Here is a 22,589-nt window from a genome sequence, read left to right as displayed (position 1 = left end):
CGGAGTGGAATTGACCGAGATCGTCGCCGACGTCCTGGGCATCACGCCCGACCGGGTCGTGGATTCCGCCCGCCCGGGCGAACTGGAGAACTGGGACAGCGTGCGGCACGTGCATCTCATCATGCGCCTGGAGAAGAGTTACGGCGTTTCCTTCGACTATGCGGAACTCACCCGGATCACCTCGGTCGGTGATATTCGCTCGGCATTGCGCGAAAAGGGCGTGGCGGTCGGAGCGGTGCCCGCGGCGAGAGCGGAGAAGGGAAATGTCTGACACCATGCTGGAAACGGCCGTCCGGACCCGGCCGCTCTCCGCGGTCAGCGACGAGGACCTGCGGACCCTGCTGCTGATCCGCCACTTCGAGACCGCGCTGCTCGACCTGTTCGCCGCCGGTGAGTTGCACGGGACCGTGCACACCTGCCTGGGGCAGGAATACGTGCCCGTCGCGCTGCGCCCGCTCCTGCGGGACGACTACGTCCTCAGCAACCACCGGGGACACGGCCACTACCTGACGCGGTACGACGACCCGGCGGGGCTGCTGGCCGAGATCCTGGGGCGCGAGGGGGCCGTCTGCGACGGCGTGGGCGGCAGCCAGCACGTCCACCGGGACCGCTTCCTGTCCACCGGTGTGCAGGGGGAGAGCCTTCCCGTGGGCTGTGGCATGGCCCTGCACGCCAAGCGGCGCGGCCGGTCGGAACTGGTGGTCGTGCACATCGGGGACGGCACCTGGGGCGAGGGCGCGGTCTACGAGGCGCTGAACATGGCCGCCCTGTGGCAGCTTCCGCTGCTCGTCGTCGTCGAGAACAACGGCATCGCCCAGTCCACGCCGACATCCGCGCAGATGGCGGGCAGCGTGGCGAGCCGCAGCGCCGCCTTCGGCATCGCATACGAGCGGATCGACGGCATCGACATCAACGCGGCGCGCGAGCGGCTGGCGGAACCGGTCGGCCGGGTCCGCGCGGGCGGCGGCCCGCTGGTGGTCGAGTTCGCCACCCACCGGCTCGGCCCGCACAGCAAGGGCGACGACACCCGGCCCCCCGAAGTGGTCGAGGAGGCCCGGCGCAACGACTGGTACCGGCTGTACCCGGCCGTCGAGCCGGAGCAGTTCCGCCGCCTGGACGCCGAACAGGAGGCCCTGGTGGCGGAGTTGGTGAGCGAGGTGGTGGCGCGGCCGCCCGCGCGGTGGCAGCCGACGGAAACGGGAGGGACGGCGTGACGCGCACGGCCGGCGCACCCCGCGTGGCGGCAGCCGACGCACCCCGCGTGGCGGAGGATCTGAACGGCGCCCTGCACACCCTGTTCGCCGACGACCCGCATCTGTATCTGCTCGGCGAGGACGTGGCCGACCCGTACGGTGGCGCCTTCAAGATCGCCAAGGGGCTGACCGGGGCGTACCCGGAGCGGGTGCGGTCCACGCCGCTGAGCGAGGGCGCGATCGTGGGCATGGCGAGCGGGCTGGCGCTGTGCGGGGAGAGTGCCATCGCCGAGATCATGTTCGGCGACTTCGCCACCCTCTGCTTCGATCCCCTGGTCAACTTCGCCGCCAAGTCGGTCTCCATGTACGGCCACCGGGTGCCCCTGCGCCTGGTGGTGCGCTGCCCCGTCGGGGGCAACCGCGGCTACGGCCCGACGCACAGCCAGAGCCCGCAGAAACACTTCATCGGGGTGCCCGGCCTCTCCCTCTTCGAGATGTCGCCCCTGCACGACAACCACACGGTCCTGACGCACATGCTCTCCCTCGGCGAACCGTGCGTGTTCTTCGAGGACAAGACCCTCTATGCCCGCCGGATGGTCACCGGGCGAGCGGTGGACGACCTCTTCGAGGTCCGTTACCTGGGCGGATCCGGCCGCTGGGCCGAGGTCGGCGTGGCCGGCGAGGAGACCGCGGACTGTTTGCTCATCGCCGCGGGCGGCATGGTGCACCGTGCGCTGGGCGCCATGCGCGAACTGCTGCTGGAGGACGAGATCTGCTGCCGGCTGCTGGTGCCCTCCCGTCTCCATCCCTTCGACACCGGGCCGCCCGTGGCGGCGTTCCACGACGGCGCGCACATCGCCGTCGTGGAGGAAGGGACCGCGGGAGGCACCTGGGGCAGTGAGGTCGCCGCCCGGCTCCATGACGAACTGTGGGGCCGGCTGCGGCGCCCGGTGCAGCTGGTCTCCTCCCGCGACAGCGTCATCCCCGCGGCACCGCATCTGGAGAGGCAGGTCCTCGTGCAGCAGGACACCATCCTCGACGCCGTCAGGAGGGCCTTGCGGTGACCGCGGTGCGGATTCCCAAGTTCAACAGCAACGACGCCGCCTATCTGCTCCTGGAGTGGCTGGCCGAGGACGGCGAGGAGGTCACCGACGGCCAGGAGATCGCGCTGCTGGAGACCTCCAAGGCCGTGGTCGAACTCGCCAGCCCCGGCGACGGCGTACTGGAGCGGCGGGTGATGGCCCGCAGCGACTGCGCCGTGGGCGACTCGGTGGCCGTCCTGCACCCCGACCGGGCCGCGTACGAGCGCGGCAGCACCGCGGAGCGGACGCCGCCGGGCCGGGCCGTGGACACGCCGCCGGAGACCTGCACCGTGACGCGCGCGGCCCGGGAACTGGCCGAGGAACACGGCATCCCGCCGGAACGCCTGCACGGCCTGGGCCGCACGGTCGTACGGCGCTCGCATGTCGAAGAGCTGCTGGCGAACACATCAACCACACCGGGGCGGGCCGAAGCTCCGGAAGGGGCGCAGACGGCAGACGGCCGGACCGAGCCGCTGTCCGCCCAGCAGCGGGCCGTCGCCGCCACCGTGAGCGCGTCGCACCGTACCGTCCCCTCGGCCTTCGTCGTGGTCCGGGTGGACGTCGACGCCGCGCTGGAGCACGCCGCCGGGCTGAGCCGCACCGAACAGGCCCTCATCGGACTGCCCGAGCTGCTCGTGGCCGCGATGGCGGCGCTGCGCCCGCGCTTCCCGTACTGCTTCGCCACGCTCGTCGGCGAGGACGCGGTCCGCACCCATCCCACCGCGCACGTGGGCGTCACCATCGACACCGGCCAGGGCCTGTTCGTGGCCACCGTACGGAACGCGGAGACCCTGTCGTGCGCCGACATCGCGCACCGGCTCATGGAGTTCCGGATGCGATCCCTGCGGGGCAGCTTCCGCGCCGAACACCTCGCGGACAGCGGGGTGGCCCTCTCGCTCCACACCGACGACGACGTCGTCCTCGCCCGGCCCATCGTCTTCCCCGGCCACACCTGCAGCGTGGTGCTGCCCGGTGTGCTGGAGGAGGTCGTGCTGGACGCGGACGGCACTCCCCGCCGGCGGCGCGTCGTCAACCTGGGGCTGGCCTATGACCACCGGGTGCTGAACGGCCGTACGGCCATGGCCTTCCTCCGCGCGCTCAAGGAAACCCTGGAGCGCCCCGGCCCGCCCGCCGCTGCCGCCCCCGCGTCCCCGGAGGCACCATGACGCCCGTCCTGCCCGCCGACGCGGGCCGCAATGTGCGCGCCTGGCAGCGCCGCACCGCCCCTGACGCGCCCGGTCTGCGCATCGCGGTGCTCGCCTCGTTCACCGCCGACCCGCTGGTGCCGCACCTCGGTACCCCGCTCGACGACGCGGGGGCCGAACCGGAGGTGTTCCTGGGGCCGTTCAACCAGATCGCGCAGGAGTGTCTGCGGGACGACAGCGCCACCGCGTGCTTCACACCCGACGCGGTCGTCGTCTGCGCCCGGCCGGAGGACCGGCCCGCCACCGGTGCCGCGCGCGGTGACTCCGCGGGACCCGAGGGGCCCGAGGGGCCCGGCGGCGATCCGCGGGACCTGGAACGGCTCGCGGCCACCGCCCTCGACGCGGCCCGCCGCTGGGGCGCCCTGCTGGTGTGGGTGCTGCCCCCGCTGCCGTGCACACCCTCTCGAGGCGTGGACGACAGCGGCGATCCGCGGGGCGCCGCGGCCCGCGCCGTGGCGTCACGGGAGGCGGTGCGAGCACGTCTGGCGGACGATCCCCACGCGTGTGTGGTGGACCTGGAGGACGCGGTCCGCACGGTCGGTGTGCGGCACGCCTCCCACCCGGCGCTCTTCCGGCTCGCCCGGGTGCCGTTCACCGAGGACGTGTTCTTCCGGCTCGGTGGCGAGCTGGCGCGGGTGCTGCTGGCGCGGCACGGCCAGGGGTGTCACGGGGTGCTGGCCGACCTCGACGGGCTCGTACTGGGCCCGGCCGCGCCGCCCGGCGAGGACGTGGCCGCTCAGCTGACCGCAGAGCTGGCCGCCGCGCTGGAGGAGCTGCCCCCGCAGCGTCCGCTCGCGTACCGCACCGGCCGCCGCGCGGAGGAGGCCCGCCGGGCGCTCGCCGCGCTGGCGCCCGAGCTCGCCCGGGTGCCGGCCGAGTGGATCGCGGAGGGCCGTACGGTCGCGGAGGACGTGGCCGCCTTCGCCGCGGCGCGGGGCGTGACCGCGTCCACCGTCGCCGTGCTGACCGGGCCGCGCGCCCCGGAGACGAAGGCCGGGGAGGCGAAGGCCGGACAGCCGCCGGGCCGGATCGTCGTCTGCGAGGGCTCCGCCGACCGGGCCAGGCTCGGGCTGCTGGACGCGGGGGCGTTCGACCTGGTGCCGCCGGTGACCGCGCACCCCGGCGACGCCCCCACGGACACGAGGCCCGCCGCCACCGATGACGCGGCGGGCGCGGGGGACGACTACGCCGCCTTCCTGCGCGACCTCGGCGTCCGTGCGCACCTCACCGAACACGACGGGCAGGACATCGCGGCGGAGTCGGACGTGGCGGACCGCGCCCATGACTTCACCCTCGCCCTGCCCCACGCCCCCGAGCGGTTCACCACCGCCGCCGGCGCCGGGCGGCTGCTGCTGTCCGCGCGCGTCAGCGACCGGTACGGCGACTACGGCACCGCGGCGGTCATCGGCGTGCGGATCGCGGAGGGCGCGTGGCACGTGGAGCTGTTCTCCGTGTCCTGCGTGGTGATGGGCAAGGGTGTGGAGGACGTGCTGCTGCGCTCGCTGGTGGACCGGGCGGCCGAGCGGGGCGCCGCCGAACTCGTCTTCCACTACCGGGACACCGGCAGAAACCACCCCGCCGTCGCATTCCTCCGCGCCGCCGCGGGCCCACACCGGGCGCACGGCGGGGGCGAGGTGCGCGTGACATCGGCGGACGACATCCCCAGCCCGGCGGACGACGACCACCGGGCCGACTCGGCAGGCGACCACCACGACGGCCCAGGAGGAGCCCATGACTGACAGCGCCGTACGCACCGGGCTCGTGCCCGGCGGCCGCACCGGCCACGGGCGCCCTGCGGGGCAGCCGGCCTCCGTCGAGCAGAAGGCCCTGCTGCTGGTGGAGGAGGTCCACCCCGACACCGCGGCGTACACCGTCCCCGTCGTCCTGCGGATCCGCGGCCCGCTGGAGACCGCCGCGCTGCGGTGCGCGCTGGCCGCTCTGGTGGCGCGGCACGAGGCGCTGCGCACCACACTGCACTGGCATGACGGCGCCCTCCATCAGCGCGTCCACGACGGCCGGGACCCGGTCTTCCGGCCGGACCTGCCGGTCGAGGATCCGCCACCCGGCGGCTGGCGGGCGGCCGTGGCGAACGAGGCGCTGCGCCCGGTGGATGTGCGCGGCGGGCCGGTGATGCGGGCGCGGCTGCTGCGGCTCGCGGACGGCGACCATGTGCTCTCGCTGGTCTTCCACCACGCGGTGGTCGACGGCTGGTCCCTGCGCATCCTCCTCGACGAGCTGTCCGCGGCCTACGCGGCCCACGCGGCCGGGATGGAACCCCCGGCCCTCTCCCCCGCCGTCCCGTACCGCGCGCACAGCGCCCGGCAGGCCACCGCCGCCTGGCAACGCGAGGTCGAGGAGGCGCTGGCCCACTGGCGCGGACGGCTGGACGGCCCACCGGCCGGGTCGGGCCCGCGGACCGACCGGGAGCGGCCCGCCGTACAGGACCTGGCCGGTGCGGTGCGCGTGCGCCGCCTGGACGGTGGCCTCGCGGCGGCGGTGCGGTCGGTGTCGCTGGAGCACGGGGTGACCCCGTTCGTCACACTGCTGGCCGCCTACTGCGCGCTGGTGTCCCGCTCCGGTGGTGAGTCCGATCTGCTGGTGGGCTCCCCCTGGGCGGGGCGGCCGCGGGCGGAGGACGAGGACGTGGTCGGCTGCTTCGTCAACACCCTGGTGTACCGGGTGGATCTGTCCGGCGATCCCGCCTTCGGTGAACTGACCGAGCGGGTGCGGGAGTCGGTGTGGGACACCGTCGAGCACCAGGTGCCGTTCGACCGGCTGGTGGGCGAGGTCGTGCGGGAGCGGGACCCCGGGCTGCCGCCACTGGTGCACACGACGTTCGGCACCGAACCGCCGCACCCGGGGCTGGTGCTGGACGGCTGCTCCGTGGAGCCGGTGCCGGTGCACAACGGCTGCGCGAAGTTCGATCTGTCGTGGGTGGTGGCCGACGACGGCGACACCCTGACCGTGCGCGCCGAGTACGCGACCCGGCTGTACGACGCCGCCACCGTCGACGCGCTCATCGACCGCTACGAGGTGCTGCTCACCGCCGCCCTCGACCGCCCCGGGCTGCGGCTGAGCCGACTGCCCCTGCTGCGCCCCGCGGAGCACGAGCGGCTGCTGCGGTCGGGGCAGGGCCCCGCGCTGCCGCGGGGCGGACCGGAGCGCGCCGAGGAGGCCTTCGCCCGGCAGGCGGCCGCCGCCCCGTCGGCGGTCGCGGTGGAACAGGGCGGAACCCGGCTCACCTACCGAGAGCTGGACCAGCGCTCGGACCGGCTGGCGGCCGTCCTGCGCGGCCGCGGGGTGGCGGCGGAGCGCCTGGTGGGCCTGATGGCGGACCGCACACCGGATTTCGTCACCGCCGTGCTGGCGGTGTGGAAGGCGGGCGGAGCCTATCTGCCGCTGGACCCCGAGCACCCGGCCGACCGCATCCGGTACGTCCTGGACGACGCCCGCCCCGCTCTGCTCATCACCGACCGGGAGCAGCCGCCGGGCCACGTCCCGGACACCCTGCCGGTGCTGCGCCTGGACCGGTGGAGCGCCACGGGCCACGCCCCCTCGTCCGGTACGCCCGTGCCGGAGCCGTGCGCGTCGCCGCGGAGCCTGGCGTACGTCATCTACACCTCCGGCTCCACCGGCGCCCCGAAGGGGACGTCCCTGGAACACCGGGGGGTGGTCAACCTGGCCGCCGCGCAGCGCGGGCTGCTCGGGGAGCTGGGCGGCGCCCGGGTGCTCCAGTTCTCCCGGGTCACGTTCGACGCCTCGGTGTGGGAGATGGTCATGGCGCTCCTCAGCGGCGGCACCCTGTGCCTGCCCGAGGACACCGGCCCGCTCTCCGGCAGCGCGCTGGCGGCCGAGGTGCGCGGCAGCCGGGCGACCCACCTCACCGTGCCCCCTTCGGTGTTGTCCTCGGTCCCCGCGGGGGACGACCTGGGGGTCGAGGTGCTCGTCGCGGCCGGTGAGGAGCTGCCCGCGTCGCTCGCGGACCGCTGGTCCGGCCGCTGCCGGATGGTCAACGCCTACGGCCCCACGGAGACCACCGTGGCCGCGACGGCGGGCGTGTGTGCGCCCGGCGGCGGCCGTCCCGGCATCGGGGGCGCGATCGGCGGCACCGAGGTGTACGTCCTGGACGCGGCGATGAACGCCGTCCCCGTCGGCGCTCCCGGTGAACTCCACATCGGGGGCGCGCCACTGGCCCGGGGCTACCTCGGCAGGCCGGGGCTGACGGCCGAGCGGTTCGTACCGCACCCCTTCACCGCACAGCCGGGCGAACGGCTGTACCGCACCGGCGATCTGGTGCGGTGGCGCACCGACGGGCAGCTGGAGTTCCTGGGACGCGCCGATCGGCAGGTGAAGGTCCGGGGCGTCCGGGTCGAGCCGGGTGAGCTGGAGGAGGCGCTGCGGAGCCACCCCGACGTGGCCAATGCCGCCGTGACGGCTCGGGGCGGCACTCCGCAGGAGCGCCGGCTGGTGGCGTACGTGGAGGCCGCGAGCGCCACGCCGCCGACCTCCTCCGGGCTGGCCGGGCATCTGCGCACCCTGCTGCCGGGCTATCTGGTGCCGTCCGCCTTCGTGGTGATGGACCGCCTGCCGCTCACCTCGCACGGCAAGACCGACTACGCCGCCCTGCCCGATCCGGGCCGGGACCGGCAGCGGCCGGAGCACGGCCGCCTCGCGCCGCAGGGCGGCACCGAGACCGCGCTCGCCGCGATGTGGGCGGAGATCCTCGGCCTGGAACGGGTCGGCGCCGACGACGACTTCTTCGCCCTGGGCGGCACCTCGGTGGATCTCGTACGGCTGCGGGAGCGCATCGAGACCCGGTGGCGGACCCGCGTACCGATGACCGAGCTGTTCCGCGCCCACAACGTCCGATTGCTCGCCGCCCATCTGGACCGCGAGACCGCTCCACACCACGACACCGGTCCGGACCAGGACACCGTTCCGGACCGGACGACCGATCCGGACCGGAAGACCGCAGCCGGGGGCCGGGCGCCGCGTCCCGCTGCCGACCCCGCTCCCGACGCCGCCCGTGACCAACGGCACGCCGCCGTCAGCGCGCTGCGTGCCAGGAAGGGGAGGACACGCGATGCACGTTGATCACCCCGAACACCCGGCACCGGACACCGGGGCCGAAGGGCTGCTCGACATCGCCGTCGTCGGCATGGACTGCCGCTTCCCCGGGGCCGGAAACCCCGAGGAGTACTGGCGGCTGATCCGGGACGGCGTCGAGGCCGTCTCCCGGTTCGACGAGGCCGAGCTGAGGGCCGCGGGGGTCGCTGAGGACATCATCCGCCACCCGGAATTCGTGGGCGCGGCAGGCCTCGTCCCGGACGGGGACGCGTTCGACGCCGACTTCTTCGGCTACACCCCCGCCGAGGCGGCGATGCTCGACCCGCAGCAGCGGATCTTCCTCGAATGCGCCTGGCGCGCCCTGGAGGACGCCGGACACGACCCGGCGGGCTTCCCCGGCGACATCGGGGTGTTCGCGGGCCAGACGGTGAGCACCCATCAGCCCGCTCCGCTGGAAGCACTACTCACCAGCCCGATGGACGTGTTCCAGCAGATCTCCTCGAACGACAAGGACTTCCTGCCGACCCGGGTCTGCCACAAACTCGGCCTCACCGGGCCCGGCATCAATGTGCAGACCGCCTGTTCCACCTCGCTGGTCGCCGTGCACCTGGCCGCGCAGAGTCTGCTCGCCGCCGAATGCGACATGGCGCTGGCCGGGGGCGTGTCCTGGACGGCGCTCCGGCCGCGCGGCTACCGCTACCAGCCCGGCGGCATCATGTCGCCGGACGGCCACTGCCGCCCGTTCGACGCCGACGCGGGGGGCTTCGTACCCGCCGACGGGGCCGGTGTGGTGGTGCTGCGACGGCTGGCGGACGCCCTCGCCGACGGCGACCGGATCTACGCGGTGCTCAAGGGCAGCGCCGTCAACAACGACGGTGCGGACAAGGTCGGTTACACCGCGCCCGGACTCGTCGGTCAGCAGCGCGTCGTCGCCCAGGCCCTGGCCAACGCCGATGTGCACCCGGACACCGTGGGGTACGTCGAGGCGCACGGCACCGCCACCCGGCTGGGCGATCCCGTCGAACTCTCCGCCCTCACCCGCGCCTACCGCTCCCGGGGCGCCACCGAGACCGGCCGGTGTGCCGTGGGCTCGGTCAAGGCCAACATCGGGCACACCGATGTCGCCGCGGGCATCGCCGGGTTCCTCAAGGCCGTGCTCGTCCTGCACCACGGCCATCTGCCGCCGAGCGTCAACCTGTCCCGGGTCGGCGACGAACTGGACGTCGCCGACAGCCCGTTCCGCTTCGACCGCGAGGGCGGGCAGTGGAAGCCGGGCGACGGGCCGCGCCGGGCGGCGGTCAGCGCCTTCGGCATCGGCGGCACCAACGCCCACGCGATCCTCCAAGAGGCCCCCGCGGCGCCCCGGCTGCCGTCCGGGCGTCCCTGGCACCTGATCACCCTCTCGGCCCGGGACGAGACCGCGCTGCGCCACTCCGCCGCCGCCTGCGCCGACTCCCTGGAGGCCGAGCCGGAGGCCGACCTCGGGGACGTCTGCCACACCCTGGCCGGACGGCACCCCATGCGGCGCCGCCTCGCGACCGTGGTACCCGACCGCCGCACGGCCCTCGACCGGCTCCGGGCGGGCCGGACACCGGCCCTGCTGTACGGGGACGCGGACGCCGAGCGGCCGGACGCGACAGTGTTCCTGTTCCCGGGCGGCGGAGCGCACTACGCGGGCATGGGCCGGGGCCTCTACGAGGACGAGCCGGTCTTCCGCCGCGCCCTGGACGACGGGCTGGACCTGCTGCCCGACCCGGAGCTGCGCGCCCGGATACGCGAGGCACTGTCGGCCCGTGGCGACCGCGCAACCGGCGCCCCCGACCCGCTGGCGGACCCGGTCGTCGGGCTGCCCGCGCTCTTCCTCACCGAGACGGCCCTCGGCGAGGTCCTGCAAGCGCGCGGGGTGCGCCCCACCGTCTTCCTGGGACACAGCCTCGGGGAGTACGCCGCGGCGTACTTCGCGGGGGTCTTCGAGAAGGCCGACGCGCTGTCGGTCGTCGTGCGGCGGGGCGAGATCCTGTCCGGCATCTCCGGCGGCGCGATGCTGAGCGTCGCGGCCTCCGAGGAGGAGATACGCCGACGGCTCACGCCACAGCTGTCGCTGTCCGTGGTCAACGGGGAGCGAATGTGCGTGATTTCGGGGCCGGGCGAGGCGATCGAGGCCGCGCGCGCCGGGTTCACCGCCGACGGGATCGACTGCCGTCGCGTTCCCATCGCCACCGCGGCGCACTCGGCCCTGGTGGATCCGGCCCTGCCCGGGTTCCGCTCCTTCCTGGACGGCATCCCGCTCCGACCGCCCTCCCGGCCCCTGATCTCCAACGTCACCGGACGGCTCGCCGGAGACGAGGTCGCCGACCCGGGCTACTGGGTGGACCATCTGCGGGGCACGGTCCGCTTCGCCGACGGGCTGGCCGCCGTGACGGCCGGTCTGGGGGCCGAGCGGCCGGTCTTCGTCGAGGTGGGTCCGGGCACCACGCTCTCGACCGTGGTGCGCGCCCATCCGCGCACCGAACGGGCCACCGTCGTGCACACGCTGCCGCATCCCGACGCCCCGAGCGAGGACAGCGAGGTGCTGCTCGGCGCGCTGGGCGGACTCTGGGTGAGCGGCGCGGACGTGGACCCCGCCGCGCTCTACGCCGACGAGACCAGAACCCGGCAGCCGTCGGTGCGCTACCCGTTCACCCGGCGCACCTTCGCCCCCGCCCCCTCGGCCCGGGAGACCCCCGCGGCGCCCGGCGGCACCCCGGCCGGTGGTGCCCCGGCCGGGCCCGGGCTGTACGCGGCGAGCTGGCAGCGGACGCCGCCTCCGCCCGCGCCGCGGGCCACACCGCCGGGGCGTCCCCTCGTCCTCGCCGACGCCTCCCCGCTCGCCGGCCAGGTGCTGCGGCACCTGACCGCGCAGGGGGCGAACCCGCTGGTGGCGCGCGCGGGGGCGGCCGACTGCACGTTCCACCGGGACGGGCATGCCTACGTCCTGGACCCCGCCGACCCGGACCAGTGCGCCCGGCTGCTGACCGCCGCGCGGGAGGAGCACGGCGCGGGCGGGCCTGAGGACGGCGCCGCGCCCCTGCGCATCCTCGACCTGTGGTCGGGCAGTTCGAACGAGGAGCCGGTGCCCGCCGGTTTCCTGGCCCTGGCCCATGCGCTGGGGCGCACCACCGCACCGGCCGAGCTGACGCTCGTCACCCGCGCGGCCTTCGACGTCACCGGCGCCGAACGGCCGGTTCCGGTCGCGGCCTGCCTCGCCGGGGCCGCCCATGTGCTGCCGCTGGAGCTGGAGCACGTACGGCTGCGGGTGGCCGACATCGACCCCGGCGAGCGCGCGGAGACCGAACTGCGCGCCCTCGCCGCGACGCTGACGGCGGAGACCACCGCGGAGCGCGGCGCCGACCCCGTCGCCGCCTACCGGGGCGGCCACCGCTGGACCCGCCGCTTCATGCCGTTGGCGCGCGGCGGCGATGCCCCGGCCCTGGTGCACGGGGGCACGTATCTGATCACCGGGGGCCTCGGCGGCGCGGGCCGCCACCTCGCCGCGCATCTGGCGGAGCGCCACGCCGCCCGGCTGGTCCTGGTGGGGCGCGGTGCCGAGGACAGCGACGCCCTCGACGGCGATCCGCGGATCCTGGTGCGCCGGGCGGATGTCACCGACCGCGCCCGGATGGCGGAGGTCCTACGAGAGGCCCGCGCCCGCTTCGGCGCCCTCGACGGCGTCGTCCACGCGGCCGCCGCGCCCGGCGGCGGCATGCTCCAGTTCCTCACCCCGCAGGACCTGGCGGAGGGCCTGAGCGCCAAGGTGACCGGGGCGTACGCGCTGGTGGACGCCCTGGACGCGGCGGGTGAGCGGCCCGGTTTCCTTGCGCTGTTCTCCTCGCTGGGCTCCTTCGCCGGGTCGGTCGGGCTGGCCGCCTACTGCGCGGGCAACGCCTTCCTCGACACGTTCGCCGTGCACGCCTCACGCACCCTGGGCATCCCGGCGCTGTCCCTGGACTGGGACCGCTGGCAGGGCACCGGGATGGCGCGGGACGTGGAACGGCGGCACCGGGAACTGACCTCGCGGGATCTCGCCCCGGGCCTGGACCCCAGCCACGCCTGCGAGCTGTTCACCGAGGCCCTGGGACACCTTCCGGTCCATCAGCTGGCCGTCTCGCTCCGACCGCCCGACGAGCTGCTCGCCGGGCCGGGCTCCGCGGGCTCCGAGCCGCACGGCGCCGGCGCGCCGATCGCCTCCGGCGACGTCACGGCGGACGGAAACGGCGTCGTGGAGGGCGACGAGCGGGAGCTGGCGGTGCTGCGCATCTGGGAGGAGACGCTCGGCGTCAGCGGCATCGGCCTCCACGACAACTTCTTCGTCCTCGGCGGTCATTCGCTGATGGCCATGCGCATCGCGCAGCGCTTCAACGACCGCTTCGGCACCGCGGCAACCGCCCAGGACCTGTTCACATCCCCCACGGCCGCCGGTCTTGCGCGGCTCGCCGGGGACGACCGCACACCGACGCCGAACGGCCGTACCGCGCGCGAACCGGAGGAACCGGCATGACACAACACCTGGTGACGGGTACCGCACCGGAGGGCTCGCTCGACGACCGCGTCGACGAGACCCTGACCGAGGCTCTGAAGTCCGTGCTGGGCCGGGCGGGAGCGGACGACGACGCCCTCTTCAGCGACCTGGGCGGGGACTCGCTGCGCGCGGTCAGGGTGCTCGCCGCCTGCTGGCGGTCCCTGGGCGTCGAGCTGCCCCTGCGGTCGCTCACCCCCGCCACCCGGCTGGGCGACTTCCGCCGCACCCTGCGGGAGGCCTCGGCGGAGGCGGCACGGATCCCCCGGCAGCCCCGCGGCACCGAACTGCCGCTGTCCCCCGGCCAGGAGGGGCTGTACGCGCTCTACCGCGCCGACCCGGCGAACGCCGCGTACAACGTACCGCTGACCCTGCGGCTCGACAGCGCCCGCAGCCTCGACGGAGCTGACCGGCCCGACGGCGGCCCGGCCGAGACGCGGATCCGCACGGCGCTGGAGCAGCTGGCGCGACGCCACACCGCGCTGCGCACCGTCTTCACCGAGCGGGACGGGCGGGCGGTGGCCGCGGTGCGGGAGCGGCCCGACCCCGACTGGCACATCGAGGACCTGAGCGGTCTGCCGCCCGAGGAGCGGGAGGAGCGGGCCGAGGCGCTGGTGCGCGAGGTCTCCGTCGCCCCGCTCGACCTGGCCCGCTCCCCCGTGCGGGCCACGCTGATCCGGCTGACGGACGACAGCGTCCTGCTCGTGCTGGTCCTGCATCACCTCGTATGCGACGCCTGGTCGTTGCGCGTCCTGGTGGACGATCTGCTCGGGCTGTACGGCGGCGGGGACCCGACGGGGGACGGCACCGAATCCCCGCTGGGGGCCGTGGACGCCGCCGCCTGGGAGCGCGGACGGCTCACCGACGAGCGGCGGGAGCGGCTGGCGGACTTCTGGCGGCAGCGTCTGGACGGCGTGCCGGGGGTGCTGGAGCTGCCCGCCGACCGCCCCCGCCCGGCCGTCCGCACCTTCCGCGGCGCGCGGATTCCGGTACGGGTGCCGCGCACGGTGGTCGGGGCGCTGACGTCGTACGCCCGGGAGCGGGGCGTCACCCTCTTCACCGCGCTGGCCGCCGGCTGTGCGCTGACCCTGCGGCGGTACACGGGCCAGGACGACATCGTCCTCGGCTTCCCCGTGGCCGGGCGGGTGCGGCCCGAGCTGGACCAGGTGGTGGGCTACCTCACCAAGACGGTGCCGCTGCGGATCCGGCTGGAGGACCGTCCCGGCACCGGCACGCTGCTGACCCGGCTGCACGAGGACATCGCCGCCGCCCAGGACCACGCCGAGCTGCCGCTGGACGCGATAGCCGACGCCGCCGGGGTCCGGCGCGCTCCGGGGGTGCCGCCGCTGGTGCAGTGCGCCCTGGTGCTGTTCGCCGACGGCCGGGAGGCGGTGCCGCCGCCGGGGCTGCGGGCGCGGCTCATGGACCCGGGGACGGGCACCTCGAAGTTCGACCTCAACTGGTACCTGGAGGAGCGGGACGGGGAGCTGGCGGGGTACGTCGAGTTCTCCACCGACCTGTTCGACGCCGCCACGGCCGAGCGGCTGCACGGCCACTTCGTCGCGTCGCTGCGCGCTCTGGCCGCCGCCGACCCCCGGCAGCCCGCCACCCGGCTGCCGATGCTCACCGCCGAGGAGCAGACCGCGCTGCTCGGCGGGGCGGCCCCACGGCGGGAGGACGGCGCGGCGGACGGCGGGGCGGAGGGCGAGGCGGACTGGCTGCCGGTGCACCGCATGGTCGAGCGCGAGGCCGCGGCACGGCCGGACCACCAGGCGCTGTGGCACGCGGGCGGCGGCGTCACCTACGGGGAGCTGAACGCCCGGGCGGACGCCCTGGCCGCGGCCCTGGCCGCGCGCGGACTGGGGCCCGAGGACCTGGTGGGTGTCCACATCGGCCGTTCGCCCGAACAGATGGCAGCGCTGCTGGCCGTGTTGAAGACGGGCGCGGCCTATCTGCCGCTCGACCCCGCCTACCCCGCCGAACGGCTGGCCTACATGGCGCGCGACGCGCGGCTGTCCGCCGTCCTCACGCGGGGGGAGGCTCCGGCGTTCGCCGTGGCGGCCCAGGTCCCCGAGATCATCGACGTCGGTGCCGTTCCGGACACCGCACCCGGACCCGACGCCGGGGCCGGGGCCGGACCCGACACCGGACCCGACCAGCTCGCCTATGTCATCTACACCTCGGGCACCACCGGCCGGCCCAAGGGGGTGCAGATCACCCATCGCGCCCTGGCCAATGTCATCACCGCCTCGCGAACGGACTTCGGCATCGGCCCGGAGGACCGGGTGCTCCAGGTCGTCTCCTTCAACTTCGACGCGTCGGTGTGGGAGATCTTCATGGCGCTCGCCTGCGGCGCCACGCTGTGCCTGGGCCCACCGGACGTGGCGCGGGCGGAAGAGTCGATCGAGAGCGTCATCCGCGCCTGCGGGGCCACGCTGATGTATCTGCCGCCCGCGCTGCTCTCCCTGGTCGACCCCGCGGCGGTCCCCGGCGTACGGCTCGCCCTCACCGGCGGAGACCTCATCCCCGCCGAGCTGCGGCGCCGGTGGACCGATCGCTGCCGGTTCTTCGTGGCGTACGGCCCCACCGAGGGCACCATCGTGCAGACCTGGCAGGAGCACACCGCCGACCTCAGCGCCACGCTGCCCATCGGACGGCCCTTCGACGGCGTCAGGCTCTATGTGCTGGACGCCGAGCTGGACCCCGTACCGGTCGGCGCGGTCGGCGAGGTGTACGTCGGCGGGCTCGCCGTGTCCCGGGGCTACCGGGACCGGCCCGGCCTGACCGCGGGGGCGTATCTCCCCGATCCGTACGCGGGACGGCCCGGCGCCAGGATGTACCGCACGGGGGACCGGGTGCGGCGGCTGCCCGGCGGCGAACTCACCTTCGTGGGCCGGACGGACCACCAGATCAAGGTGCGTGGCTACCGCATCGAGCCCGCCGAGGTCGAGGCCGCGCTGCTGAAGTGTCCCGGCGTCGAGGCGGCGGCGGTCGTGGCCGAACCGGGGCCGGGGGGCCGCTCCCGGCTCGTCGCCTACGCCGTCACCCCGCCGGACCGCCCCGACCTGCTCGGCGGAGTGCGGGACGCCCTGCGCGACACCCTTCCGGACCACATGGTGCCCACCCGGATCCACCGGGTGCCGACCGTTCCGCTGACGGTCAACGGCAAGGTCGACCGCGCGGCACTGCCCGCTCTCGCCGACGTCGACGACGACGCGCTCAGCAGGCTCCTGGACCAGGTCGAGGGGCTGACACCCGAGGACGGGAGGGCCACCGCATGAGCGACGGCACGAGGGGCGGCATCGAGGACATCTATCCGCTCACCCCGCTACAGACCGGCATGCTCTACCACGCGCTGCGGGCCGAGGAACCGGGCGCCTACACCGAGCAGTTCGTGTTCGCGTGCACGGCGGAACCACCGGCCCGCCCGCCGCGAGCGGACACCCTGGGCGCCGCCTGGCAGACGGTGGTGCGGCGCCACCCCGTGCTGCGCACCGGATTCGTGTGGGAGGAGGTGGAGGCGCCCGTCCAGGTCGTCGCGTCCTCCTGCACGCTGCCGGTCGAGGAGCGGGACCTGACGGGCCTGTCCCCCGAGGAGGCGGAGGTGAGTGTCGAGGAATTCCTCGCCGCCGACCGCGCCCGCGGTTTCGACCTGGCCAGGCCGCCGCTGACGCGGCTCGCGGTGCTGCACGCCCGGGACCGGACCTTCCTGGTGTGGACGGTGCACCATCTGGTGATCGACGGCTGGTCGATGCCGAAGATCCTCGCCGAGGTCGGAGCGGTCTTCCGGGCGGGCGCCGTGGACGGGTCCGGCGGCGGCGCGGCCCTGCCGGAGGCCCGGCCCTTCCGGAGCTACGTCGACTGGCTGGACCGGCAGGACGACGAGGCGGCCGCGCGCTTCTGGAAGGACCGGCTCGGCACCCTGCCCCCGGCGGACCGGCTGGCCCTGCGCCCCGGCGACGCGCGGGAGCGCCGGGGCCGCGCCGCGGCGGGCAGCGCGGAACACGAGCTGCCCGCGGCGCTGTCGGCGGCCGTACGGGACGCCGCGCGCGCCGCCAAGGTGAGCCTCAGCACCTGGTTCCAGGGCGCATGGGCGGTGGCGCTCTCGCACACCGGGCCCGGCCCCCAGGTGTTCGGCGTCACCGTGGCGTCCCGGCCACCGGACCTGCCCGGCGCCGACGGCATCATCGGCCCGTGCATCAACACCGTGGTGCAGCGCCTGGACACGTCCGACGGCGGCACGCTGCGCGACTGGCTGCGGCACATCCAGCGCGGCCAGACGGCCGCCCTCCCCCATCAGCACCTGGGCCTCCCCGAGGTGCGGCGGGCGTGCGGCGGCGGCGCGGAGACGCCCCTGTTCGAAAGCATCGTCGCCTTCGAGAACTACCCGGACCAGGGCACCTTTCTGGACCTGGGCCCCGGCACCTCGGTGACGCTGTGGCGCTACGTCGAGGACACCACGTACCCGCTGACCTTCGTGGTGCTGCCCGGCGAACGGGCCCTCGGACTACGGCTGTTCTACGACCCCGAGCGGTTCGGCCCCGAGGAGGTCCGCACCGTACTGGGGCGGGTGGAAGCGGCCGTCACCGCGATGGCGGCCGGTCTCGACGGGCCGGTGTCCGCCGTACGGGAGGCCTCGGCGCGCCCCTCGGTGGTCCGGGGACCCGCCCGGGGCCGCACCGCCGACGGCCGGGCCTCGCTCGCCGCGATGCCGCTCCACGGCATCGTCGCGCGGCAGGCGGCCCGTACCCCGGACGCACCGGCCGTGGACGACCACGGACGGGTGTGCCGCTACGCCGAACTCGACGCCCGCGCCGCACGGCTGGCCGGCCGGCTGACCGCGCTCGGGGCGGGCCGGGACACCGTGGTGGCGCTGCTGCTGCGGCGGAGCACCCGGGCGCTGGTGGGCATCCTCGGTGTGCTGAAGGCGGGCGCGGCGTACCTCGCGCTGGACCCCGATCACCCCGACGAACGGCTGGAGTTCCTCCTCGCCGACTCGGGGGCGGCGGTCCTGGTGACGGAGGAGGGCACCCATGACCGCCTCCCCGGGGCGGGGCCGCCGCGGCTGCGCGCCGACCTCGACGAGCCCGAAGGCGCCGGGGGCGCGCCGCCGGTGGCGCCCGGTTCCGGGAGCGTTCCCGAGGATCTGTGCTACGTCACCTATACCTCCGGCTCCACGGGCCGTCCCAAAGGCGTCGCCATGCAGCACGGGGTGGTGGCCGGGATGCTCGACTGGGAGCTGGCGCACGGTTCGGTCCCCGCCCCCGCCAGGACGCTCGCGCAGGTGTCGTTCACCTTCGATGTCTCGGCGCAGGAGATCTTCACCGCCTGGGGCAGCGGCGGCTGCCTCGTCCTCGCCGACGAGGAGGACCGTACGGACTTCGAACGCCTGGTGACGCTGGCCCGGGACCGGGGGGTGGAGCGCTGGTACATGTCGCCCACGGCACTCGGCCAGGTCGCCGCCGCGGCCGACCGGACCGGCGTACGGCTCCCCCGGCTGCGCGAGATCATGACCGCCGGTGAGCCGCTGGAGGTGACCGGCCCGGTCCGCCGGCTGCTGGACGGCCCCGAGGGCCGGGTCCGGCTGGAGAATCAGTACGGCTCCTCGGAGTGCCAGGTCGTCAGCAGCCTGCGGCTGACCGGCGACCCGGGCGACCATCCCGCGCGCCCCGGCGTCGGCTCGCCCATCGACGGGGTGGATCTGTACGTCCTGGACGAGGCATGGCGTCCGGTGCCGGTCGGGGTGCCGGGGATGATCTGCGTGGGCGGGGCCGCCGTCCCCCGCGGCTATCTGGGACGGCCGGCGGCCACCGCGGAGCGGCTGCTGCCCGATCCCCTGGCGGCGCGGCCGGGCAGCCGGATGTATGTCACCGGCGATCTGGGCGTGCTGCACGCCGACGGCACCCTGGAATGCCTCGGCCGCGCCGACGACCAGGTCAAGATCCGTGGGCACCGGGTGGAACCGGGTGAGGTGCGCGCCGCGCTGCGCACCCTGCCGGGCGTACGGGACGCGGCGGTCGTCGTCCGGGAACGGGCCGGGGAACGCCGCCTCATCGGCTACGTCGTCCCCGCCGGCATCCCCTCCGACGACGCGGAGCCGCAGGACTGGGCCGAGGCGGAGGCGCGGCTGCGGTCGGCGCTGCGCGAGAAGCTGCCCGCTCCGTATCTGCCCTGGCGCATCGTCCGGCTTCCCGCGCTGCCCGTGACCACGAGCGGCAAGGTCGACCGCGGCGCCCTCCCGGACCCGGAGCCGCCTCGGCGCGCCTCCCCGGTGGCGGCCTCCGGCGAGCGGCCCGCGCTGGAGGCGATGCTGCGCCTGTGGGAGGACGTGCTGCCCACGGGCCGGGTGGAGCCGGACGCGGACTTCCTGGCGCTGGGCGGCGAATCGCTGCTGGCGATCCGGCTGACCGGCCGGATCAGGAACGTGTTCTCGGTCGGCCTGGGCGTGAGTCGGCTGATGAAGGTGCGCACCCCGCGTGCCCTGCTCGCCGAGGTGGACGCGGAACTCGGCGCGGCCGCCGCGTCCGACCGCGCCGCGCGGGCCCATCTGCGCGGGCGCCGGGCGCCCGCGCCCGCACCCGAACCGGCCGCGCACCCGCCCGGCGCCCCGCCCCCGCACCGCGCCCCGCGTACGACCGGAGACATTCCCGTACCCACAGGAGATCGGTCATGACCACCTCGGGCTTCACCGAACGGCTCACCCGGCTGTCCCCCGCCCAGCGGGAAGCGCTCCAGCGGCTGCTGGACGAGCAGCGCGCCACCACCGCCCCCGCCCCGGCGGACGGCGGGCGGCCACGGAACACCACCGAAGAAGTGCTGGTCCGGATCTGGGCCGAGTGCCTGGGGGTGCCGGAACCCTCGGTGCACGACAGCTTCTGGGCGCTGGGCGGCGACTCCATCATCGGCATGCAGATCGCGGCGCGGGCCGCTGCCGAGGGGATCGCCGTCTCCCCGCAGCAGGTGCTGGAGGCGGAGACCGTGGCGCGGCTGGCGGAGCTGGCCACGGATCAGGACGCGGCGCGGGACGCGGAGGACGAGCCGCTGGGGGACGTCCCGCTGACGCCCGTTCAGCGCTGGTTCTTCGAACAGGATCTGGGAGGCTCCCGCCACTGGGACCAGACGCTGTACCTCCCGGTCCGCCGGGACGTCGACCCGGAGCTGCTGCACCGTGCGCTGTGCGCGGTCGTGGCCCACCACGACGTGCTGCGCAGCGTCTTCCGGCACGACGCGGCCGGGGACGCGGCCGGGGGCGGGCCGGGAGACGGCTGGCGGCACGAGGTGCGCGACGCCGCCCCGGAGCCGCCGCTGACCGTGGTGCGCCTGCCGGAGGAGCCGGAGGCGGCGCGGCGGGCGCGGGAGGACGCGGCCGTCGAGGCCGCGCAGCGGGCCCTGAACCTTGCGAGCGGGCCCCTGATGTCGGCCCTGCTGCTCCGGGAGGACGGCCCGGCGGCCCGGCAGCGGCTGGTGCTCGTCGCGCACCACTTGGTGGTGGACGGCATCTCGTTGCGGCTGCTCACCGATGACCTGGAGCGCGCCTACCGTGCGCTGGAGGACGGCCGGGAACCCCGGCTGCCCGCGCGGACGACCTCGTTCCGGCGCTGGGCGCAGTTGCTGCACCGCTGGGCGGCGCATCCGGACGTCACCGGGCAGCTCCCCTATTGGCGTTCCGTCCCGGACGCCTCGGCCGCGGCCCTGCCGTTCACCGCCCCGGAGGTGCCCGGCGAAGGCCCGCGGCGCAACACGATCGGCCGCAGCGCCACCGTACGCAGGCGGCTCGGCCAGGACGTCACGGAGGCCCTGTTGCGGGAGGCGCCCGCCCGTGGCCTGTCCCCGCTGCATCTGCTCCTGGCGGCGCTGCTGCGGGCCTGGCCGGGAGCGCCGGGCGCGACGGAGCTGCAACTCGATCTGGAGGCCCACGGCAGGGAGGTGGTCGAGGGCGGGGCGAACGTGTCCCGCACGGTCGGCTGGTTCACCTCGATCTTCCCCGTCCGGCTTCCGCTGCCCGCCGCTGACGGCGGCGACCCCGCGGACGACGTGGCGGCCGTGGGCGTCCGGCTCGACGCGGTACCGCACCACGGCCTGGGGTACGGGCTGCTGCGGTACCTCTCCGGCGGGGAGGGGGCACGGCTGGCGGAGCTGCCGCAGTCCCAGCTGAGCTTCAACTACCTGGGCCGGTTCGAACGGTCCGTGGACGACGCCGTCTTCGGCTCGCCCGCCCAGGTGCCGAGCGTGCTCCAGAGCGCCGAGGCGCCGCGCCGCTACCAGCTGGAACTTGTGGTGACGGCGGTCGAGCGCGAACTCGTCGTCGAGCTGACCCACGCCCACGACCACCTGTCGGCCGAGGACGCCCGGGCGTTCACGGAGACGTACGTCCGCCACATCGGCGAGCTGACCCGGCGCGCCGTGGACACCGCGGGAGCGCGGGCCGCCGGTGTGGACGCGGACCGGCTCGATGCCATCAAGCGACGGATGGGGCTGGGATGACGGCACCGACGGAGCACACCCGGCTGCCGGAGGCGCTGGAGGGGCGGCCCGCGCTGTCCCGGATCGCCGAGCGGGTGCTGGCCCGGTGGCCGGAGCACGGTGACTTCCTCGCCGTACGGTTCGGCGGCTGCGAGGAGGAACATCTCGACTTCTGCGAGAGTGTCGCGCGGTCGGTCCTGGCCATCGCCGGTGACGAGCTGGACCGCTGTGCGGACAGCTACCGCTGGACCTGCGAACGGATGCTGGAGGAGGACTACCACTTCCAGCTGACCGGCGAGTACCGCTACCGGACCTTCCAGGAAGTCCTGGACGGCATCGGCCTGGACGCCGCCTATATGACCCGCTACACCGACGGGCTGCTGCTCTCGCAACTGTTCTGGGTCAACCAGACGCGGGCCCTGCACTGTTACGTCACGGACTTCCTGTCCGCGGTGCGGGAAGGGGACACGCTGCTGGAGGTCGGCCCGGGGCACGGTCTGCTGCTGGCGCTCGCCGCCGGGCGGGCCGGCGCCCGTGTGACCGGCTGGGACGTGAGCGAGGGCAGCATCGCCTGCACCCGCGAGGCACTGGCCCGGCTCGGGCACACCGCGCGGCTGCACCGGCAGGATCTGCGCACGGCCCCGGCCACCGAGCGCTTCGACCACGTGGTGGCCAGCGAGCTGCTGGAGCACGTGGACGAACCGGAGGCGGCGCTGCGCCGGTTGCGGGACCTTGTCCGCCCCGGCGGCCGGCTCTTCGTCAACATCCCGGTCAACAGCCCGGCGCCGGACCACATCAATCTGTGGCGGACCCCCGAGGAGGTCGCCGCCTACGTACGGGACGCGGGGCTGGAGGTGCTGGCGGAGGCGGTGTTCCCGATGACCGGGTGCACGGAGGACGAGGCGCGGGCGAACGCCTCCACCCTCTCGTGCGTCCTGATCTGCCGTCCGTGACCCACGGCCGGGCGGCCCGGTGGCCGCGGACGGCCAGGAAGCACGTCAGCGAGCGTTCGAGCACGTCAGCG

Annotated in this window: 11 protein-coding genes; all 11 read left to right on the top strand. The window is 75.1% G+C overall.

Features of this window, described 5'->3' with window-relative positions; all coding sequences use genetic code 11:
* Nucleotides 1–4 precede the first annotated feature (4 nt).
* The 11 genes from HYQ63_RS37660 to HYQ63_RS37610 are packed head-to-tail and all read left to right on the top strand — an operon-like array spanning nt 5 to nt 22,518.
* Complete coding sequence (locus HYQ63_RS37660; protein ID WP_179938159.1) at nt 5–271, top strand: acyl carrier protein; 267 nt, start codon at nt 5–7, stop codon at nt 269–271.
* Nucleotides 264–1,214 (top strand): thiamine pyrophosphate-dependent dehydrogenase E1 component subunit alpha, encoded by a 951-nt coding sequence (locus HYQ63_RS37655; protein WP_257232399.1) that lies wholly within the window; start codon nt 264–266, stop codon nt 1,212–1,214. Before HYQ63_RS37660 ends, HYQ63_RS37655 begins: the two co-directional genes overlap by 8 nt.
* The gene (locus HYQ63_RS37650; RefSeq protein WP_257232398.1) at nt 1,211–2,257 is read left to right on the top strand and encodes an alpha-ketoacid dehydrogenase subunit beta; all 1,047 of its coding nucleotides are present in this window, start codon (nt 1,211–1,213) and stop codon (nt 2,255–2,257) included. Before HYQ63_RS37655 ends, HYQ63_RS37650 begins: the two co-directional genes overlap by 4 nt.
* Entirely contained in the window at nt 2,254–3,441 is a 1,188-nt protein-coding gene (locus HYQ63_RS37645; RefSeq protein WP_179938158.1) for a 2-oxo acid dehydrogenase subunit E2, read from the top strand. Before HYQ63_RS37650 ends, HYQ63_RS37645 begins: the two co-directional genes overlap by 4 nt.
* Nucleotides 3,438–5,219 (top strand): hypothetical protein, encoded by a 1,782-nt coding sequence (locus HYQ63_RS37640; RefSeq protein WP_179938157.1) that lies wholly within the window; start codon nt 3,438–3,440, stop codon nt 5,217–5,219. Before HYQ63_RS37645 ends, HYQ63_RS37640 begins: the two co-directional genes overlap by 4 nt.
* The gene (locus tag HYQ63_RS37635) at nt 5,212–8,574 is read left to right on the top strand and encodes a non-ribosomal peptide synthetase (protein ID WP_179938156.1); all 3,363 of its coding nucleotides are present in this window, start codon (nt 5,212–5,214) and stop codon (nt 8,572–8,574) included. The genes HYQ63_RS37640 and HYQ63_RS37635 overlap by 8 nt, the downstream gene beginning before the upstream one ends.
* Nucleotides 8,564–13,084, top strand: coding sequence for a type I polyketide synthase (locus HYQ63_RS37630; protein WP_179938155.1), 4,521 nt, complete (start codon nt 8,564–8,566; stop codon nt 13,082–13,084). Before HYQ63_RS37635 ends, HYQ63_RS37630 begins: the two co-directional genes overlap by 11 nt.
* Nucleotides 13,081–16,383, top strand: a complete 3,303-nt coding sequence (locus HYQ63_RS37625) for a non-ribosomal peptide synthetase (protein WP_179938154.1) — start codon at nt 13,081–13,083, stop codon at nt 16,381–16,383. Before HYQ63_RS37630 ends, HYQ63_RS37625 begins: the two co-directional genes overlap by 4 nt.
* Nucleotides 16,380–19,775 (top strand): non-ribosomal peptide synthetase, encoded by a 3,396-nt coding sequence (locus tag HYQ63_RS37620; protein WP_179938153.1) that lies wholly within the window; start codon nt 16,380–16,382, stop codon nt 19,773–19,775. Before HYQ63_RS37625 ends, HYQ63_RS37620 begins: the two co-directional genes overlap by 4 nt.
* Entirely contained in the window at nt 19,772–21,586 is a 1,815-nt protein-coding gene (locus tag HYQ63_RS37615) for a condensation domain-containing protein (RefSeq protein ID WP_179938152.1), read from the top strand. Before HYQ63_RS37620 ends, HYQ63_RS37615 begins: the two co-directional genes overlap by 4 nt.
* On the top strand, nt 21,583–22,518 hold the full coding sequence (locus HYQ63_RS37610; RefSeq protein ID WP_179938151.1) for a bifunctional 2-polyprenyl-6-hydroxyphenol methylase/3-demethylubiquinol 3-O-methyltransferase UbiG: 936 nt from the start codon (nt 21,583–21,585) through the stop codon (nt 22,516–22,518). The genes HYQ63_RS37615 and HYQ63_RS37610 overlap by 4 nt, the downstream gene beginning before the upstream one ends.
* The last annotated feature ends 71 nt before the right edge of the window (nt 22,519–22,589 follow it).

It is taken from the genome of Streptomyces sp. Rer75 (genome assembly GCF_013414305.1).
In the GTDB taxonomy this organism is placed as follows: Bacteria; Actinomycetota; Actinomycetes; order Streptomycetales; family Streptomycetaceae; genus Streptomyces; species Streptomyces himastatinicus.
This window is presented reverse-complemented; position numbering and strand designations above follow the sequence as displayed.

Excerpts from the sequence above, each read along its gene's own strand:
- HYQ63_RS37635 (WP_179938156.1), top strand. The coding sequence starts at position 5,212 with ATGACTGACAGCGCCGTACGCACCGGGCTCGTGCCCGGCGGCCGCACC.
- HYQ63_RS37625 (WP_179938154.1), top strand. The coding sequence starts at position 13,081 with ATGACACAACACCTGGTGACGGGTACCGCACCGGAGGGCTCGCTCGAC.
- HYQ63_RS37655 (WP_257232399.1), top strand. The coding sequence starts at position 264 with ATGTCTGACACCATGCTGGAAACGGCCGTCCGGACCCGGCCGCTCTCC.
- HYQ63_RS37630 (WP_179938155.1), top strand. The coding sequence starts at position 8,564 with ATGCACGTTGATCACCCCGAACACCCGGCACCGGACACCGGGGCCGAA.
- HYQ63_RS37610 (WP_179938151.1), top strand. The coding sequence starts at position 21,583 with ATGACGGCACCGACGGAGCACACCCGGCTGCCGGAGGCGCTGGAGGGG.
- HYQ63_RS37615 (WP_179938152.1), top strand. The coding sequence starts at position 19,772 with ATGACCACCTCGGGCTTCACCGAACGGCTCACCCGGCTGTCCCCCGCC.
- HYQ63_RS37640 (WP_179938157.1), top strand. The coding sequence starts at position 3,438 with ATGACGCCCGTCCTGCCCGCCGACGCGGGCCGCAATGTGCGCGCCTGG.
- HYQ63_RS37620 (WP_179938153.1), top strand. The coding sequence starts at position 16,380 with ATGAGCGACGGCACGAGGGGCGGCATCGAGGACATCTATCCGCTCACC.